The organism is Pedobacter gandavensis (assembly GCF_032678465.1).
Taxonomy (GTDB): domain Bacteria; phylum Bacteroidota; class Bacteroidia; order Sphingobacteriales; family Sphingobacteriaceae; genus Pedobacter; species Pedobacter gandavensis_B.
Genome location: NZ_JAVTSK010000007.1, coordinates 238896 through 258348 on the forward strand (window position 1 = coordinate 238896; position 19453 = coordinate 258348).

14 protein-coding genes are annotated in these 19453 nt (G+C 39.6%); 6 read left to right on the forward strand and 8 right to left on the reverse strand.

What is annotated here, in order from left to right; translation table 11 throughout:
- Positions 1-3 precede the first annotated feature (3 nt).
- Positions 4-1671 carry a HAMP domain-containing sensor histidine kinase gene (locus tag R2Q94_RS14775; protein WP_316822237.1) on the forward strand — a complete coding sequence of 556 codons (1668 nt, stop codon included), beginning with the start codon at positions 4-6 and terminating at the stop codon, positions 1669-1671.
- Between the two features lie 5 nt (positions 1672-1676).
- Entirely contained in the window at positions 1677-2366 is a 690-nt protein-coding gene (locus tag R2Q94_RS14780) for a response regulator transcription factor (protein ID WP_316822238.1), read from the forward strand.
- Here the strand turns inward: R2Q94_RS14780 and R2Q94_RS14785 are convergent.
- The 7 genes from R2Q94_RS14785 to R2Q94_RS14815 all read right to left on the reverse strand — a co-directional run bounded on the left by R2Q94_RS14785 (position 2363) and on the right by R2Q94_RS14815 (position 10088).
- Entirely contained in the window at positions 2363-3244 is an 882-nt protein-coding gene (locus R2Q94_RS14785; RefSeq protein WP_316822239.1) for a hypothetical protein, read from the reverse strand. The genes R2Q94_RS14780 and R2Q94_RS14785 overlap by 4 nt on opposite strands.
- Before the next feature lie 17 nt (positions 3245-3261).
- The gene (locus R2Q94_RS14790) at positions 3262-4539 is read right to left on the reverse strand and encodes a metallophosphoesterase (RefSeq protein WP_316822240.1); all 1278 of its coding nucleotides are present in this window, start codon (positions 4537-4539) and stop codon (positions 3262-3264) included.
- A 38-nt stretch (positions 4540-4577) separates the two neighbouring features.
- Positions 4578-6077, reverse strand: a complete 1500-nt coding sequence (locus R2Q94_RS14795; RefSeq protein WP_316822241.1) for a sigma 54-interacting transcriptional regulator — start codon at positions 6075-6077, stop codon at positions 4578-4580.
- A 25-nt stretch (positions 6078-6102) separates the two neighbouring features.
- Positions 6103-7200: a vWA domain-containing protein gene (locus R2Q94_RS14800; RefSeq protein ID WP_316822242.1), complete on the reverse strand. Its 1098-nt coding sequence runs from the start codon at positions 7198-7200 to the stop codon at positions 6103-6105.
- Between the two features lie 194 nt (positions 7201-7394).
- Positions 7395-8276 (reverse strand): cupin-like domain-containing protein, encoded by an 882-nt coding sequence (locus R2Q94_RS14805; RefSeq protein ID WP_316822243.1) that lies wholly within the window; start codon positions 8274-8276, stop codon positions 7395-7397.
- A gap of 97 nt (positions 8277-8373) precedes the next feature.
- Positions 8374-9255 carry a cupin-like domain-containing protein gene (locus R2Q94_RS14810; RefSeq protein ID WP_316822244.1) on the reverse strand — a complete coding sequence of 294 codons (882 nt, stop codon included), beginning with the start codon at positions 9253-9255 and terminating at the stop codon, positions 8374-8376.
- Between the two features lie 287 nt (positions 9256-9542).
- Entirely contained in the window at positions 9543-10088 is a 546-nt protein-coding gene (locus tag R2Q94_RS14815) for a fasciclin domain-containing protein (RefSeq protein ID WP_316822245.1), read from the reverse strand.
- A 125-nt stretch (positions 10089-10213) separates the two neighbouring features.
- On the opposite strand from R2Q94_RS14815, the gene R2Q94_RS14820 reads away from it, so the two are divergent.
- The 3 genes from R2Q94_RS14820 to R2Q94_RS14830 all read left to right on the forward strand — a co-directional run bounded on the left by R2Q94_RS14820 (position 10214) and on the right by R2Q94_RS14830 (position 14752).
- On the forward strand, positions 10214-12184 hold the full coding sequence (locus R2Q94_RS14820) for a DUF1800 domain-containing protein (RefSeq protein ID WP_316822246.1): 1971 nt from the start codon (positions 10214-10216) through the stop codon (positions 12182-12184).
- A 12-nt stretch (positions 12185-12196) separates the two neighbouring features.
- Positions 12197-13462, forward strand: a complete 1266-nt coding sequence (locus R2Q94_RS14825; protein ID WP_316822247.1) for a DUF1501 domain-containing protein — start codon at positions 12197-12199, stop codon at positions 13460-13462.
- A 69-nt stretch (positions 13463-13531) separates the two neighbouring features.
- Entirely contained in the window at positions 13532-14752 is a 1221-nt protein-coding gene (locus R2Q94_RS14830; protein WP_316822248.1) for a formylglycine-generating enzyme family protein, read from the forward strand.
- Between the two features lie 35 nt (positions 14753-14787).
- On the opposite strand, the gene R2Q94_RS14835 is transcribed toward R2Q94_RS14830, so the two are convergent.
- Positions 14788-16098 (reverse strand): DUF3472 domain-containing protein, encoded by a 1311-nt coding sequence (locus R2Q94_RS14835; protein ID WP_316822249.1) that lies wholly within the window; start codon positions 16096-16098, stop codon positions 14788-14790.
- 167 nt (positions 16099-16265) lie between these two features.
- On the opposite strand from R2Q94_RS14835, the gene R2Q94_RS14840 reads away from it, so the two are divergent.
- Positions 16266-19424 (forward strand): glycoside hydrolase family 2 TIM barrel-domain containing protein, encoded by a 3159-nt coding sequence (locus R2Q94_RS14840; RefSeq protein WP_316822250.1) that lies wholly within the window; start codon positions 16266-16268, stop codon positions 19422-19424.
- Positions 19425-19453: the final 29 nt, after the last annotated feature.

Genomic DNA, 19453 nt, shown 5'->3' on the forward strand with positions numbered 1-19453 from the left:
TCAATGATCTTAGAGAAGAAAACAGGCTATCGTAAGAATTTTTCATTAATCCTTACTTTCATCATATTGATGTCTGTATTGTTTTCCCTATCCTTGTATTTTGCCTACAATTTTAGCAAAAAATATATCGAAAGTGAGTTTGTATCTGAAAAAGTGAATGTGCTGGAAAAGACCATTCAACCTTACAATGACTTCTTTCAGAAGAAACTGCCGGAGGTTTCTTACTACAATGGCTACCTTGACTCTGCCACGGCATCCAGTTTTGTAGATACGGTATTGCTGGAATATCCTTTTGTTTCCAGAGTGGTATTTTATGACTCTGAAGTAAAAAATACTCCTGTTAATGATGGATTGAACACTGGTAAGTTTTCTTTTGGACCTAAGGATATTTACCAGTTTGGGAGTTTGATTCCTGCTGATTCAATTAGGTTATTTTCAAGGTCTAATACGCGTAATTTTATTGTAGGGGATGATTTTAATGCATTGGCATTGAAACTTGCCTCTTACATTGAAAGTCTGGATACGAATAAGGTACCGAATCAGGATGAGCTGTTCAGTAATTTTAGTAATGTACGCTCGAATAAAATCACTTACCTTAACATACCGCGGATAGAAGATCTGAAGATGTATAAACGAATGTTGAGGGGTTCGTTAGATCCAAAACCAGTCTATCAGCAAGATATGCTCTCTTTTCATCTGGATCCATACAAGCTTAAAATTATCAATTCCAGGCCATTGTTGTATCAACATATTAAGATTCAACCCTCAACTTATGATCCTCTGGACACTACGGAGACTTATTTAAGTACTGAGATCACTTTGCCAGGAGCTTTTTCAGACTATAAGCTTTATTTTTTGTCTTCGAAGTCATTTGTTGACAAGGAAGTACTTAGCTATTTTCTACCTATCGCAGCAGGTATTTTTGTTTTCTATGGAATTCTCGTACTTGTTGCATTCTTAATTTATAGGAATTTGAATATTAACCAACGAATGTTCAAATTACAGTATGATTTTGTAAACAATTTGACGCATGAGTTTAAAACGCCTGTCAGCGTGATCAAAATAGCGGGGAATAACATAAAAAGTGCGACATCGCTTAGCGATAGAGAGTTGAAACTTTATGGAAAGATTTTGGATGAAGAGGCTGATAAATTGAATGGCTTAATGAATAAATTATTAGCTTTCACCCAAATAGAGAACAAAGCAATTCATCTCAACCAAGACAAAATCTATATTGAGGATTTCATAGAAAGTACAGTAGAGTCTCATAAGTTGAAGCATCCTGATTTCGATTTTACTTATGAAGTCAGTGGTTTTACCACTTTTGTGACCGACCCGGTACTCTTAGGTAGTCTTTTTGATAATCTTGCAGAAAATGCTTATAAATATTCTCCTCCGGAGCGGAAAAAGCTACATATTAGTGCCCGTCTTATCAAAGGCCGGGTAGTGTTTAGGTTTACGGATCATGGGATTGGGATTCCTTCCTCCGAAATTAATAATATCTTTAAGAAGTTTTTCAGAATTCAGAATCAGTACAACCAGAATGGGAGTGTTGGTCTCGGATTGGCTTTCTGTAAGGAACTTGTTAACTTTATGAAGGGCGAAATTACTGTGAAAAGCAAGTTAAATAAAGGAACAGAATTTAAAATTGTACTACCATATAACGATTAGAAAGTATGTCGAAGGGAATTAAAATATTAATAGTTGAAGATGATGAGAATCTTAGGTTTTTAGTGGTTCACCGTTTAAAAGCGGAAGGGTATGAGGTGCTGGAGGCTGGTGATGGCGAGACTGCAGAAACCTTGATTATGGCAGAAAAACCGGATATTGTTTTGCTGGATTGGATGTTGCCTGGCAAACAAGGTTCTGAGGTTTGTGAATCTGTTCGTAAACAAGGCTTTGAAAATCTGATTATCATGATGACTGCAAAGGCACAGGATGTGGATAAAATCGATGCGTATAATTTTGGTGTTTCCGACTATGTAACAAAGCCCTTCAATATGGATGTGCTGGTTGCTATGTTAGATAATAAAGTGAAATTCCTATTAAATAATGACCGGTCAGAGATCCACCGTTTTGGAAATATGGAGCATCATCCTAATATTCATACTTTGTTCAGGAATGAGAAGAAAATTGAGCTGACTATTTTAGAAAATAGAATTCTACTTTACTTCTTAAGAAATCCGAATAAGGTCATCAACCGTGATGAGTTGATGTTGGTAGTTTGGGGTTACAATTCAGACGTGAACACCAGGACACTGGATATGCATATTGTACGCTTACGTAAAAAGATTGAGCTTAACCCTGATAACCCCCAGTTATTACAGACAGTGAGGGGAGTGGGGTACCGTTTTAATCCTGCTTAACAACATTGGTGTAGCAGTAGCAGTAAAAGGTATTGCAATAACATCATTCCATCCAAATACAGAAAATAATAATATTCATTCTTTTCTGTATTTGATTTATAAATGAGTCCACCCGTTAATACGATCGTGATGGCCAAGGAAATGACTTCAAGATTTACAGTTTGCCGGAATACGAGTAATAATATCAAATGCCCAGCAAGCAGAAATTGACAGAATAAGAAGGCCTTCTTATCTCCCAGAAGAGCTGGAATCGTTTTTAATGCAGGGATTTTGTTTTGAAAAAGATCTCTGACATCAAAAGGAACAGTAATTGCTGCCACAAATAGAAAGCGCATCGCAACCAGGAGCAGGGTATCTCCTGTGGAGATGTTTAGCAAACGATTATGTTCGGTCTCTATAATTGGCAAAAGAACACAGCTGATTGACCAAATTAAGGCTACGAGAAAGAGCTTAATCAAGGGGATGTTTTTTAATCCTATTTTCTGATCATCAAGGGTTAAAAAGGGAATGTTGTAACTAACAGCCAGTATTCCTGTGAATAACATCAGTAGTTTTCCTTCTATACTTAAATACAGTAATCCTAAAGGAATCAAACAAAGTGCTGAAATCAGAGTGATAGAAATGATTAACCGTTGATGTGAAAAGATCCAGCGAACTCTCAATAACTGATCGTTTGCAGGATCTTTTGGTTTTGACAGCAACATACTGAAATTATAAAGCCCTAATGTGCCGAAAAAGATAATGGCAAGGATGTATTTATCAGGAGGAACCTGAAGTAAATCGTAAGTAAGCAAGCCCTGAGCAACTGCACAAATGGCAATGAATAAATTGCTGAATAGCAAAAAATCAAGACTGGAGAACAGTATTTTTTTTACCATAGCTGATGGCTACTTAATTAGGCACGTTTCAACTCAAATATCGTGATTTCTGGTAAAATTCCAACCCTACCTGGATAACCCAGGAAACCATATCCTACATTGACATAGAGTTGTTGTTGTTGATCCTGGTAAAGACCGGCCCATTCGTTATAGATATATTGTACAGGACTCCATTGAAAATCTTCGGTTCTTACCCCGAATTGCATCCCATGGGTATGTCCGCTAAACATGGCATCAATCTGTGGGTATTTAGGCAAGACCTCCGCTCTCCAATGAGAGGGATCATGGGATAACAATAGTTTAACTGGTAAATCGTCCGTGTCTTTCGTAGCCAGGTCCATTCTTCCATATTTTGGAAACCTTCCTGTACCCCAATTTTCGATGCCTAGAATCCCAATTTCCTCACCGTTTATCTTTAATCGGCGATGCTCATTCATTAGCAAATCCCAACCCATTCTTTCATGTGTTTTGATCACTTCCTGGAGGTTTTTAGTTTTGGCAGTGGAAGGTTCCTTTCCAAAGCGATACTCCCCATAATCATGGTTGCCTAGAACGGAATACACACCTAATGGTGCCTTTACCTTTTTAAAGATATCCTGATAATCTCTCATCTCCGTTGCCATGTCATTGACCAAATCTCCGGTAAAAAAGACAACATCAGGTTTTTCGGCCATCAACATTTCGATTCCACCCAAGACCGCTCTCTGATCATAAAAACTTCCGGAATGGATGTCAGATATTTGTGCGAGTTTCATACCCTCAAAAGAAGAAGGTAGGTTAGGCAGGATCAATGTGCGACGGATAATTTTATAATCATATGCTCCTTTAACAATGCCCCAGCTTAAGGAGGTTAAGGGAATTGCAGCAGTAATGATACCTGCTTTTACGAGAAAGGCAGAGCGACTGATGGGCTCTCCTAATACGGGCTGGGTAATGGTCTCTGGAAGAGCAGGATCTACGATTGGGCCTGTTTTTGATTTTGCCGACCTGGAAAGTCTGATGATGAATCTTCTAAGGTCGTCTACAATCAGAAAAGGCAGCAGGACCATTTTACAGGCAACAGTCAAGAAATAAGCAACTAGAATTACTGATTTAAGGCTAAGAAATAAGTTGGCATAGAAGGTGCTAAAAACACCAATGAGTAGCACAAAAGTATAACCCCACCATAGAATAGTAAATAACTTCCGGGTTCTGGGTTTCCATTTATTGAAAACACTGAGGATCGCACGAAAGCAATAATAATCGAATGCTAAAAGTAAAAAGGATAAAAATATAAAGACGGGTAATCGGCCCATTGGATATTTAATAAGGGTTTGTTTATAATTAAAAATGTTTATCTGAAGTCCATATCATCTTCATCCTCATCATCAGGACTCGTATTAAAGAGACTGTCGAACATATCAGAGAATCCAAAACCACTCAGCAGGTATTTTTTATTCAGCTGGGAATATTCTGCTAGTCCGTGTAAAGCGAATTCCATCATCAATAAAGTTTGATTGGCACTAAGTTTTGGATGAAACTGTTTTACCAAATCATTTAATCCATCTACCTGCATCAACTCCTTCTTGTATTTAGCGAAGCTAAGCTGGTCAGAGATGTCCAGGGTATTACCTTCAGTAAACCATTCTGTAATGTGGAAGTAAGGGTTTGCGGATTTGCTCTTTTTCGCTTTTTCAGGATCTGGAAAATAACGGTTGAATAAAGATTTAATGGCTTTTCCAATGAGTGTATGTGCGACTTTAGCCGGACCTTCCAATTCACCTTCATACACCAGCTCGATTTTTCCGGTAATCGCAGGGGTAATTCCTACCAGATCAGATAGCCTAACAAAAGTACTTTTTTCCTTATTGATGAGCATTCTTCTTTCCGCGGTGCTGATGAGGTTTTCATAAGCAGAGATCGTCAGCCTTGCCGAAACACCTGATTTCTGATCGATGAACTCACTTTGTCTGGCTTCAAAAGCGACTTGTTCTACCAGATCTTTTAGCAGACCATCAACCTCGATCAGTTCTTTTTGTTCGGCTGTTATTTTCGCTTCCTGCGAGGTAATCTCTCTTGAAATGGCAATTGTTTTCGGGTAATGGGTTAAAATCTGACTTTCTATCCGATCCTTCAGAGGGGTTACAATGGATCCTCTATTGGTGTAATCTTCTGGGTTAGCAGTAAAAACGAATTGTACATCAAGAGGTAATCTTAGTTTAAATCCTCTGATCTGGATGTCTTTTTCCTGGAGCATATTGAATAAGGCCACCTGAATTCGGGCTTGTAAATCTGGAAGCTCATTGATGACAAAAATACTGCGGTGTGCTCTTGGAATTAGTCCAAAGTGAATCACACGCTCATCATTATAGGTGAGTTTAAGTGTTGCCGCTTTGATTGGATCCACATCACCAATTAAATCGGCCACGGTGACATCGGGAGTAGCTAGTTTTTCTGTATAGCGTTCGCTTCGGTGCTGCCAACTAACTGGTGTATCATCCCCATGAATATTAATCTCATGTTTGGCATACCAGGAAATTGGGTTTAATGGATCATCAAAGATTTCGCTCCCTGAAACGTATGGAATATATTCGTCCAATAAATTAACCATCAGTCGGGCAATTCTTGTCTTTGCCTGACCTCTTAAACCCAGTAATAAGATGTTATGCCTGGATAAGATAGCGGTTTGAAGTTCTGGCATTACCGTTTCATCATAACCTAAGATTCCTTCAAAACCGGCTTCATTACTTTGAAGCTGGCTGATCAGATTTTTACGAAGTTCGTCTTTTACGGGAAGAGACTTATAATTGGAGGCTTTTAATTGCCCAAGGGTTTTTATCGTGATATGATCCATGTGATGTCTTCGTGTTGAGGAGGAATTATCGAACTGTTTTTCTTCTGTTTTTTATATAATCTTCAAATATGTATTCCCCTAATCCGTTTAGAGAACTATAGAATGCTCTGCCACCGTTAATCTGGGTAAATTCCCTGACGAACTGTTGTAAGTAGGGGTCTTGTGCAATCATAAAGGTGGTAATTGGAATGTTCAGCCTTTTACATTGTGCGGCCATATTTAAAGTCTTATTGATCACTTTTCGGTCTAAGCCCATGCTATTTTTATAATAGCGGCCATTTTCTTTCAGGCAGGTGGGTTTCCCGTCGGTGATCATAAAAATCTGTTTATTGTGTGTTTTTCTACGCCTTAGCAGATCTGCTGCAAGCTCCAGTCCTGCGAATGTATTGGTATGATAGGGGCCAACCTGTAAGTAAGGCAGGTCTTTTATGGTGATGGGCCAGGCATCATTACCAAAAACAACAATGTCCAATGTATCTTTTGGGTATCGTGTTCTGATCAATTCAGCAAGTGCCATAGCTACTTTTTTGGCGGGGGTAATCCGGTCTTCCCCATAAAGTATCATGGAATGACTAATGTCAATCATGAGCACTGTAGAAGTCAGGGTTTTATAATCCTTTTCTTCCACTTCAAGATCGCGTTCTGTTAAGGTAAAATTACCGATGCCATGATTGATCTGGGCATTGTGAATAGAAGCAGTCATGTCGATTTGATCCAGGGGATCCCCAAAAGTATATTCTCTTCTATCGGCATTTTTCTCTTCTCCGATTCCAGAGATATTGGTGTTATGATTTCCTTTTCCTGCTTTTTTTAGCTTGCCAAAGATTTCTTCCAGGGCTGATTGCCGAATGGTTTGTTCCGTTTTCGCTGTAATATTCAGATCTCCATTAACTGGGTTTTCTTTTAGATAACCTTTATCTTTCAGGTCCTCAATAAAATTACCCATTCCATATTCGTTGTTGGTGAATTTATATTTCTTATCCAGTTCATTCATCCATGACAAAGTTTCTCCCGCATCACCGGCAGTATAATTTAGCAGTTGAGTGAAGAGCTTAAGCAATTCATCAAAGCCACCTTTCGGTAAGTCATCTGGCTGAAAATTAGAAAAATGGAAACCTCTCATATATTCGTTATAAACGGAATATCGAAGGTAAAAGTTTGCAAAGGGAGTAATGTTATCCAGTTGTAAAAATACCTTAGCCTGAGAAAGGTTAGGATAAGTGGAATTCGAGGATCGAAAACCTCTTTTATACAGGGTACGATAAAATATCAATACCCTGTATGAGAAGGATTGGAATAAGAATATTCCTGTTTTAATTATTTCGGAGAACGGTTTGCGAGTGCACGTTCTGCTCTTTTTATTGCAAGTTTCTCCCTATATTTAGCATAAGGGGCTTTAAAAGCCATCTTCAGCACACTATCTACACCGCCTTTTACAGCCAGGTTGAATACACTTTGTGCTTTTCTAACGATAGAAGCATCCCATGCCCTCAGGCTTAAAGAGAAGGAACCGTCAAGGTATTTCATCCAGTGCCACATTCCTGTAGGCATAAATAAAGTATCGCCATGTTCCAGGAACACTTCATAACCTTCTACTCCTTTTAAAGCAGGGAATTTTTCGAAATCAGGATTTGCAACATCATAGTCTTCTAAAGCATAGGTTGCGTTAGGGATACAGTATAATCTTTTCTTCCATTTATTATCGAATAAAATGATGTGTTTTCTTCCACCAAAATGGGTATGGAAAAGGTGTGGCAGATCAATATCGTAGTGTAAAAAAGTAACTGAGTTAGAGCCACCAAAAAACATGGCAGGCATACTTTCTATAAAGCCACCCATTAATGCTTTTGGCAATTCAATATCTTTAATCAGGCTAGGCACATGCTTAAACAGGTTAAAGAAAAAGATTCGAAGTTCTGTAGGTTCTCTTTTGATCAGATCAAGGTAATCACCAAAACGCATATTGGCCACGGAGGCATTGATAGGTTTTGATGGATCAGCCTTTGAGTTATCCATTAAGCTGACATTTATATCGCCGGCGATTTCTTTTAAATATTCAGTCGTCCATTTTTCTCTGGCTGGCCACGATTTAGTCAATCCTTTAATAATTAAAGGACGTCTGGGATCTAAATAATTCTTTTTGAAATCCTCAGGACTAATGTTCTCAACGGTATCTACCGGCTTCAATATAAAGCTCATAATTATCAAGGTTAAAGGACAAAAGTGTAAATTAAAATTTAAACTTGTCTATCTCTCAATAATTATTTTTCCCTTAAAAAAGGATTCAGCAGGCAGATTATTCGGGCTTTTGATTTACAAGCGCTTTGTCTGCTCTTTTTATGGCGAGTCTTTCCTTCCAGGCCATGTACTTTTCCTTAAAATTGGCTTTCATAAAATCATCAAACTTGCGCTGAACGGTGAGGTTGTATAGGCTTTTTGCTTTTACTGCAAGAGATTTATCCCATGCTCTTAGACTGATGGAGAAAGAACCGTCTAAGTATTTCATCCAATGCCAATAGCCGGTAGGCATAAATAAAGTATCCCCATGTTCCAGATAGGCTTCAATTCCTTTTACACCTTTTAGTGCAGGAAATTTGTTGAAGTCTGGTTTTTCTACATCATAATCCTCTAAAGCATAAGTAGCATAAGGGATTTGATATAAACGTTCTTTCCATTTGTTCTCAAATAAGATTACGTGTTTTCTACCATTAAAATGGGTATGAAAAATATGTGCCAGGTCGATGTCATAATGGAGAAAGGTGACAGAGCCCTTTCCACCAAAAAACATATTTGGATAACTATCTAAAAAACCACCCATCAAGTCTTTTGGGGCCCGATAGTCGTCCAATAGCTTAGGTGCTTGCTTGATGGGATCGAAAAGAAAAATCCGGAGATCGGTTGGCCTTTCTTTAATTAATTCTATATAATCGGCAAATTTCATTTCCGCCGCAGAAGCATTAATGGGCTTGGATGGGTCTGCTTTTGAACTGTCGTAGAGGGGAACGGTTTTATCGCCCACCACAGATTTCATATAGTCCAGCGTCCATTTTTCATGTGCAGGCCAGTTTTTAGACATGTTTTTAATGATGAGCGGGCGGCGGGCATTTAGATAATTCTTCTCAAAATCTTCTTTTGAGATGTCCTGGACAACGTCAATTGGAGTTAATTCAAATTTCATCTCTGATGCTTTAATAAAGCAGATGGGCATGAGAACATGCGCTGGTCATGCTTCGTTTATTTAGTATCAAACATAATAAAAAGGTAAAAGTTTGTTAATACCAGATTTTAAAAAATGGAAATCTTCTGACAAAAGAAAACAATTAATCCTGTTGTCAGACTCAAACTTTTCCGAAGGGGAAAATATGTTAAAGTCATCAAACAGGATTAATTTTTCTTTTTAATCATTAATGTGCTAAGTATTCAAATTTTTAATGCTCTGAACAGGATCAGCTCCTTTATGTTTATTTAATTGGGCATTAAAACGGTGTCAATAACATGAATCACTCCATTTTTCTGCATTACATTCGCGATGGTTACGGTAGACATTCCACCTTTTTCATCTTTCAGAACCAGTTTATTCCCTTCCATCCATGCCCATAATTTCCCTCCGCTAGCGGTAGTGAATTCTGCCTTTCCATTTCCAGCTTTGATGGCTTTTGCAATATCCGCGGCAGTCATTTTTCCGGGAACTACATGATAAGTAAGGATTTTTACTAACATGTCTTTGTTTTCTGGTTTTAACAGCATTTCGACTGTTCCTTCAGGAAGTTTTGCAAATGCTTCATTTGTTGGAGCAAAAACAGTGAATGGTCCTGCTGATTTTAACGTTTCTACTAGTCCGGCGGCTTTTACAGCTGCAACCAGAGTGGTGTGATCTTTGGAATTTACTGCATTATCTACAATGTCTTTATTGGGATACATAGCTGCGCCGCCCACCATTGGATTTTTTTGTGCTTGTGATGTAACTGCCATAGTTAATAAGGCTATTACGATAAAAAATGTTTTTTTCATGATAGTAGTTTTTGTATAGGCAGATACGAGGAAATCTCCGGGTCGGTTTTTGTTATATTTAAAAAAGCATTAATCTTTCTTTAATTCTATAAGTCATAAGAACGAGTTATCAAATCATTCATCCTATGAACACAACGCTAAAGGTTTTTTATTCATTTCTCGGATTAGTATTCTTCGCTATACTTTTTAGTTCTTATAAAAACGGGGAATCAGCAGTTTATAAACCAACATTTCCTTATCGTCAGGCAGGTTTGAGCGAGCGTCAGGCAGCGGCACATTTACTTAGTAGGTTTACTTATGGGGCGAAGAGGGGAGATTTGGATAGGGTATTGACAATGGGTTTGGAAAAGTGGTTTAAACAACAACTGGATGGAACAATTCCCGATGATAGCCTGAATTTGTTATTGAGTAAATATGAGGATATCAACCTGACCAATGCTGAAGTTGAGAATAAATTTCCCAGAGGAAATCGGGTGTTGAAGCTAGCCATACAAGATGGATTTATCCATAGGGATTCGGTTAATAAAGGCGATCGGGCTGAATATCGGTCACAGATCCGTGCTTATATGGCGCAGAAAGGCTTAAAGCCAGAGCAGGAATTATTGCGGCAATTCATCAATCAAAAAATACTAAGAGCAACTTATAGCAATAACCAATTGAGGGAATTATTAACTGATTTCTGGTTTAACCATTTTAATGTATCACTTACAAAAAATCAGTGCGCGGCTTTTGTACCTGCTTACGAACGTGATGTAATTCGTCCAAATGTGACCGGGAAATTTGAGGATCTACTCATTGCTACCGCAAAATCGCCTGCGATGCTGCTGTACCTTGATAATTTTAGCAGTACCGGTACTCCTTCAAAGAAAAATGGCGGACAATCAATAAACAATGAGAAGGGGCAGTATCGGAGGATTAGCCAAGTCCAACAAAGACAAAATAACATTGGTTGGCAATTAAAGAAAGAACAACAGGGGATGAAGCAGGCTGGGCAGCCCAAAAAAAGGAGCGGCGGACTCAATGAAAATTACGCCCGTGAAGTGATGGAATTACATACCCTCGGTGTAGATGGAGGATATACCCAGTCGGATGTGACGCAAGCAGCAAGAATATTAACTGGTTGGACCATCGCGCCTATGGGAGAGGAGGGGTACGGAGCGGCTATGAAAAAGACGCTTGACCAAATTGGAGCGGAAAATTTAGAAAAAAGAGGTTTTGTGAGGGATGGCGACTTTCTATTTGTCCCGAATAGACATGACAATGAAGAGAAGACGGTCTTAGGACATTATTTTCCAGGAGGGGTTGGGTATGATGAAGGTATAGCTTTATTTGATTTACTTTCACATCACCCTTCTACGGCTAAATTTATCAGCAGAAAATTAGCGATCAGGTTTGTGAATGATCAACCCGCACAAAGTCTGATTGATAAAATGGCCAAGACTTTTACCAAATCTAACGGTGACCTTAAACAGGTCATGATGACGATGGTGGAGGCTCCGGAATTTTGGAGCAGCAAGGCAATCAGGGAAAAAACAAAATCTCCATTTGAACTGACAATAAGCACGGTAAGAGCACTAGATGCAGAAATTACACAACCTTATCAGCTTTTCAACTGGGTCAATAAAATGGGCCAGAAAATGTACTATTATCAGGCGCCAACCGGCTTCCCTGACCAGGGACAATTCTGGATCAATACAGGTTCATTGCTCAATAGAATGAATTTTGGATTGGCAATTGCGGCTCAGCGTATCCCTGGTGTCCAGATCAATCTTTCAGCATTAAATGACTTTCGGGAACCGGAAAGTGCCGAGGCAGCATTGTCTACATATGGAAAGGTGATGATGCCGGAACGCAATTTAACGGAGACTTTTAAAAGGCTTAAACCGATGTTGAAGGATCCTGAATTAACTGATAAAGTAGCAAATGCTGCAGATAAAACAGTGGCAGGAAAACCTGTAAGCGCAGAGGATGCGCCAATGGTTAGCAGTAAAACAGATTCAAATCAGCAAGATAAAAATACTAAAAAGAACAACCATGCAATGTTGGCACAAGTTGTTGGCGTTATTATAGGTTCTCCGGAGTTTCAGCGTAAGTAAATTTAGAAAATCATGACATCAAGAAGAGGATTCATTAAAGGAGGGGGATTGGCATTATTCGGAATCGGATTGGGAGGGATTCCAGGATTTCTGAGCGAAGCTGTAGCCAATTCGACAGCAGCTGGATTGTTCAAAAGAAAGAAAATACTGGTTTGTATTTTTCAACGTGGAGCGATGGATGGTTTAATGGCCGTGACACCCTTCACCGATCAATACCTGCAGCAGGCCAGGCCAAATTTGTTTATGAGTGCGGCGAAAGGAGCGAAAAATGCAGCATTGATTGATTTGGATGGACGATTTGGATTGCACCCCTCTATGGCTGGCTTTGAATCTGTATTTCGGGACAAACGGCTTGCGATCGTACATGGCATTGGTTCTCCAAATAATACCAGATCTCATTTTGACGCCCAGGACTACATGGAATCTGGAACTCCTTTTAAAAAAGGAACGGATAGTGGCTGGTTAAACCGTGCTGTTGGTTTACTAGGTCATGACGGAGCAACACCTTTTCAGGGTCTTAGTTTAACTTCTTCCTTGCCAAGATCCTTCTATGGAGCTAATCCTGCATTGGCGATCAGCAATTTACAGGATTTTAATATTCAAATGAGAGGAAACCTGAAGGGGGCAAATCTAGCGGCCAAAAGTTTTGAGGATTTGTACGATCAAACCTCTTCAAATCTATTAAAAGATACAGGAAAGGAAAGCTTTGAAGCTATAAAAATGCTGCAACAAACAGACACAAGGAATTATAAGCCTGCCAATAATGCGCTTTATCCGAATACAGCGCTAGGAAATTCACTGAAGCAAATCGCACAGTTGATCAAGATGAATGTAGGAATGGAGGTTGCTTTTGCGGAGTCTGGAGGTTGGGATACCCATTTTAATCAAGGCACAGATACCGGAATTTTTGCTAGAAATGTGAACGATCTTAGTCAAAGTATGATGGCTTTCTGGACTGATATGGGTACTTTACAAGATGATGTGACGGTTATGACGATGACTGAATTTGGACGTACAGTGAAACAGAATGGAACTGGAGGGACAGATCATGGACGTGCATCCTGTAATTTCATTCTGGGCAATGGGGTAAATGGGGGATTGGTTCATGGAAATGTTCAACCTATGGCCATAGAGAATTTAGAGGATGGCAGAGATCTCGCGGTAACCACTGATTTTAGAAGTGTATTTTCTGAGGTAGCAGACCGGCACTTAAATCTTCATAATGATCAGGTTCTTTTTCCGGATTGGGTAGGTAGTAAAATCGGTGTGATGCGGTAAAAATCAGATTATTGAGCCAAGACTTTAAGATTTTATCATTAATTTGGCCTTCATTAAGCTAAGTTCAGGATGGCCTGTGAATTAATTCAGGCGTATATCAACCTCAAGCTGAACCTGACCCGTATTTTTATGAAGAAAGAGTTTTTGTATTTGTTTTTAACAGCAGCAGTGGCTGGCTGCAATCAAAGTGATCAGAGTAAGTCGGCGGCGACCGGAAGCAGTGCAGATAGCACAACCAAGGTAGGAATGTCTGGATCAAATCCTGAGGATGCACTTTGTTGCAGTTCAAATCTTCCTAAACGATATGCTGCGGTTTCGGGCATAGCAACACTTTCAAAGGATAGTAAAAACGAATTGCATTCTCATGTAGGCATGAAGTTTATTCCGGCAGGCTCCTTTAAAATGGGTGCTTCGGATAAAGAAGGACGTAAGGACGAATATCCGGCTCATGAAGTAAAAATGGATGGTTTCTGGATCGATGAAACAGAAGTGACAAATGCGCAGTTTGCAGAATTTGTGAAAGCTACAGGTTATATTACCCAGGCGGAGCAAAAACCTGACTGGGAGGAAATCAAAAAACAATTGCCTCCAGGTACTCCAAAGCCTTCAGAAGAACAATTACAACCCGCTTCTTTAACTTTTTCTCCACCTAAGGGCAGGGTAGATATCAATGATGTGTCACAATGGTGGAGCTGGACTCCTGGTGCCAGCTGGAAACATCCACAAGGCCCAAAAAGCAGTATAAAAGGTAAAGAACACCATCCGGTTACCCAGGTATCCTGGTTTGATGCCAATGCCTACGCTAAATGGGCAGGAAAACGTCTACCTACAGAAGCTGAATGGGAGTACGCCGCCAGAGGTGGTTTAAGAGAGAAAAAATACCCATGGGGGGATGAAGACCTGGCTACCGGAAAAGTAAAAGCAAATACCTGGCAGGGAGAATTTCCATATTCGGATAAAAAGACGGATGGTTACGGTAGTGTTGCTCCTGTAAAGACATTTGCTGCCAACGGATATGGCTTATATGATATGGCTGGAAATGTATGGGAGTGGACTGCCGATTGGTACCGTGAAGACTACTATCAGCAACAGAAAGGTCAGACTGCAAATCCACAAGGACCGAAAGATAGTTATGATCCGGCTGAACCAGGCATCCCTAAAAAAATCATCAGGGGAGGTTCATTTATGTGTCATTCTTCGTATTGTAAAGGTTATAGGGTGACTTCTAAAATGAAGTCTTCTATGGATACAGGACTGGAGAATACCGGTTTCCGGTGTGTGTCCAAATGATATTCTAATCCCAGTCCTGATCGCAGGCTACCTACCTACGGCAGCTTATTGAAATCTATTTCAGGATGTGTTTTTCCTGTAGATTTCCTATGAAATGGTGTCCGAATGGGTGTGAAGTCATTAAAGAAACCGCAATTTTTTAAGTAGAAAACAGTCTGATCAGCTCCGCCGGTATAATCCTTTCTGTAGTTGATTCTTGCTGTTGCATCTGCACCGAAGTTCGCCTGATTTACTTCATGCCATTTACCGGAGGCATCAATTGCCCACTGGTTTTTATAGTCGCCTCTGCGGGATTGATCACCTGTTTGAGGTGAGAAATTTTCCAGGAAAGAGTAAATCCCGTTCAGGTAAACTGAAGATTGTGGGCGCTCGAAACTAGCGACTAACTGCCAGTCTCCTTTTTCAAGATCTTTGAAGTAGGCTGTATAAATAGTAGTCTTTTTTTCGTTATTAGGCTGTGCATGGGTTAAGAAGGCATAACTTTTACCCGCTTCCCATGGATAAAGCATATAGCTTTGTCCGCCTGAACCCTCATTTCCAAATTCTCCGGTTTTGGTCGTATTTCCTTTTTTTAGCAATACAATCTTCATGCTATCAGGAATAGACTTCGGATCATCTGTGCTAAAGGGGCTCCAGATAGAAAATAATACCCTACGCTCCGTAGGAGAATTTACCTGCATGCCAAAATAACCAGCATTAAAGCCATTGGCCATGTAATAAGTACCTTGTTTGTCTTCTCCTTTAGGCACCATAATTTCATTATAGAACCACTCTACCTTACCTTTTGCTGCTTCAGGAATTACATAATTTAGATGTACAGAAGGACCTCTTCTGCCCCAATGAAAATAACTACCTTCATTATTTTTTACATAAACGGCACCTTTTTCTAAAGCTGAGCCACTAACAATCAAATCTGAAACTTCTGCAAAAACGGCTCCCGTTTTACTGATTCCTTTTAATTCAACTTTAACGTAACCTGCTGTTTTGATGTTTGCTTTGCCGATAGATATAATTTTCGATTCCGCATTGTTTAGTTCTTTTTGGAAGGTCTTTCCACCTACTGTCAGGCTGATTTTACTGTTTCCTTCAGGAACACGCAATTTAAGCGATAGATCTGCTGATCCGGCTGCTTCTGTTCTAAAGTAAATGGCAATTGCATCAGAGGCTTTGTTCCAGTTGGTTAAGCCTTCATTTTTTATTCTTGCAGTTCCGCCTTTTTCTACATAACCATTGCCCCCAAGTGGGATGGTGATGCTTTCAGACTCGGTTTCAGCCCTGCTTCCGGCAAAGGTAGCCGGAAGAATCAGCAGCTGAAAAGCAAGAAGGAAAAAACTAAATTTCTTCATGTTCATTTGTGTGTGTGTTGGTTCTTGTGTGGTTGATGGTATGAAATTAGGAAAAGAGGAATTAAAAGAAGGATCTAAAACCAGTCAAACGTTTGCGCTACCCATTTAGGGCATTATTTGCTAGAATATGGTTAGGTTCGATTTAGCAATACAATCTAAACACATAAATGAAAACAATTTTTACCACACTATCCTTATTATTGGCCTCTTCGGCAGTAATGAGCCAGCAATTACCAACCGAGTTGCAAACTCCAGAGGTAGTTTCTGTAAACAGGATGCCTATGCGTGCTTCGGCATTTGCATATGAAAGCAAGGCATTGGCTGCAAAGCGTGAAAAGGAGAAATCAAATTACTTCTTAACCTTAAATGGACAATGGAAATTTAATTGGGTTCAAGACCCGCGCCAACGTCCACAAGAATTTTTTAAGACCACTTTCGATGATAGCAAATGGGATAATTTTAAAGTTCCGGCCAATTGGGAAACCAATGGCTATGGTTTGCCAATCTATGTAAATCATCCTTATGAATTTGCCGGTCGTAAATTAATGGGAGAGCGAATGAATCCTCCATTCGACATTCCAGAAGACAATAATCCTGTTGGTTCTTATAGAAAGAAGTTTATACTTCCGGAGAACTGGGATGGCCGTCAGACTTTTATCCACCTTGGTGCCGTAAAATCGGCTTTTTACATCTGGGTGAATGGTAAGAAAGTTGGTTATAGCGAGGATAGTAAGCTTGCTGCGGAATTCGACATCACCAAATACCTTAAAAAAGGAGAAAACCTGGTTGCACTGCAAGTTTACCGTTGGAGTGACGGCAGTTACCTGGAATGTCAGGACATGTGGAGAATCTCTGGTATAGAGCGTGATGTTTATTTATATTCTACCCCGAAAGTAGATGTGAGAGACTTCAAAACGATTGCTACTTTAGATAAAACCTTTAAAAACGGATTATTATCTTTTGATGCAGAGATCAATAACTACAAGATCGAAAAAGGAACGCTTCACAGCACACCAGATACCTTCTCTGTAGCTTTAGAACTGGTAGATCCGAAAGGGAAAATAGTTTATACGGAAGAAACTAAAGGAATCAACAAGGTAATTGGAAACTATAAAGCAAATGTAAAGCTGCAGACGGAAATCCCAAATGTTGCAGCATGGACTGCTGAGACGCCAAACCTTTACACCTTATTCATCACGCTTAAAAACAAAAAAGGAGAAGTCCTGGAAGTGATTCCACAAAGAATCGGTTTCCGTACGGTAGAACTGCTGAATAACAACTTCCTGGTAAATGGAAAAAGGGTGTTCTTTAAAGGGGTAAATCGTCATGAGCACAACGCTACACAAGGGCATACCTTAACTAAAGCAGATATGTTAAAGGATATGGAAATGATGAAGAAACTGAATGTGAATTCGGTAAGACATTCTCATTACCCACCAGATCCTTACTGGATGGAACTTTGCGATGAATATGGATTATATGTTATTGACGAAGCAAATATTGAATCTCATGGACGTTATTATGACCTTGCTTATACGCTTGGAAATGATAAAGAGTGGAGAATGCCACATTTAGAGCGTATCAAAAGAATGTACGAACGCGATAAAAACCATTCTTCAGTGATCACCTGGTCTTTAGGTAACGAAGCGGGTAACGGTAGAAACTTCTATGAGGGTTACGATTGGTTGAAAGCGAATGATGGTCGTCCGGTACAATACGAACGTGCAGAAGAAGATTTTAATACTGATATGATTGTTCCTCAGTATCCTGATCCAAACTGGTTGAAAAGCTATGCGAACAGCAATCCGGACCGTGCTTTGATCATGAGTGAGTTTGCACACATTATGGGAAACAGTTTGGGTAACTTTAAAGAATACTGGGATGTGATTGAAAGTCAGCCGAATTTACAAGGTGGATACATCTGGGAATGGATTGATCAGGCAATTGATACCGTAAAAAATGGTAAACGTATTGATGCCTACGGTGGTGATTTCCCTTTAAGCGGACCGGTAAATGAAAACTTTAGCGATAACAACTTTAGTGTAAAAGGTGTGGTCACCAATCATCGTGGCATGACACCAATGGCAGTAGAGGTGAAAAAGGTATATCAATATATCAAAACCAAATACAATGGTAATAACACGATCAGTATCAACAATTCCTACTTCTTCAAAGGTTTGGAGAATGTGAAGTTAAACTGGGAGTTGTTGGAGAACGGTAAGATCGTTGAGAAAGGAAGCCAAAACGTATTGAGCATAGCGCCAAGAACAGAGAATGATCTGAGCTTGCCAATCAAAACTAAAGCAAAAACTGGATCAGAATATTTCCTGAATATATATTACAACTTAAAAACAGCAGAACCTTTCCTTCCTTTGGGTTATGCGATTGCTACGGAACAATTTGCCTGGAATGGTACGGCACACGCTGTCAATCCATCAGCAGCAGCTGGTAAACTTACGGTAGAGAAAGCAGGTGCTAAAACGCTTGTGAAAGGAAAGGACTTTACAGTAGAGTTGGATCTTGATAAAGGACTGATGACTGGTTATGCTGTAAAAGGCGAACAGTTGTTAGCTGAAGGCCCTAAGCCAGGTTTCTGGCGTGCACCAACAGATAACGACATTGGTGCTGGTTTCAATAGTAGCCTTAGAAAATGGAGAACTGCCTATGATGAAGCTAAAGCAAGCGCTACGGAAGTAACGACTGCAGCTTCAGGAGAAGTAAGGGTGGTATTTAGGAAAGATGTAGTGAATGGCGATGCTACCGTTGAGCAAACGATTACGATCAGACCTGACGGAATTTTAAAAGTAAACAACCGTTTTAAAGCAAATAAAGGGAAGTATCCTTTGATGTTGCGTATCGGTAATGATTTACAATTAAACGCAGGGTTGAATAAAATCAATTATTATGGTCGTGGACCAGGCGAAAACTATTCCGATCGTAAAACGGCTTCTTTCGTTGGCCTATACAACCAAACTTTAGATGAGCAATACTTCCCTTATGCACGTCCACAAGAAAGTGGAAATAAAACGGAAGTACGCTGGGTGAATTTCAAGGATAAAAAAGGAAAAGGATTGAGCTTCGGTATGGCAGATAGCCTATTGAGCTTCTCTGCACTGCCTTACAGTGTAGATGACCTGGATCCTGAAGTGAATAAGAAGCAGTACCATTCAGGTGAATTGATAAAGAAAGATCGCATCTATATGCATCTTGATCTGATTCAAAGTGGTTTACAAGGAATTGACAGCTGGGGTTCTATGCCATTAAGCGAATATAGAGTTCCTTTCGCGGCACATGAATACTCTTATTGGATCAAACCAATCAAGTAATCATCCTACAATAAAAAGCAAAAGCGGTC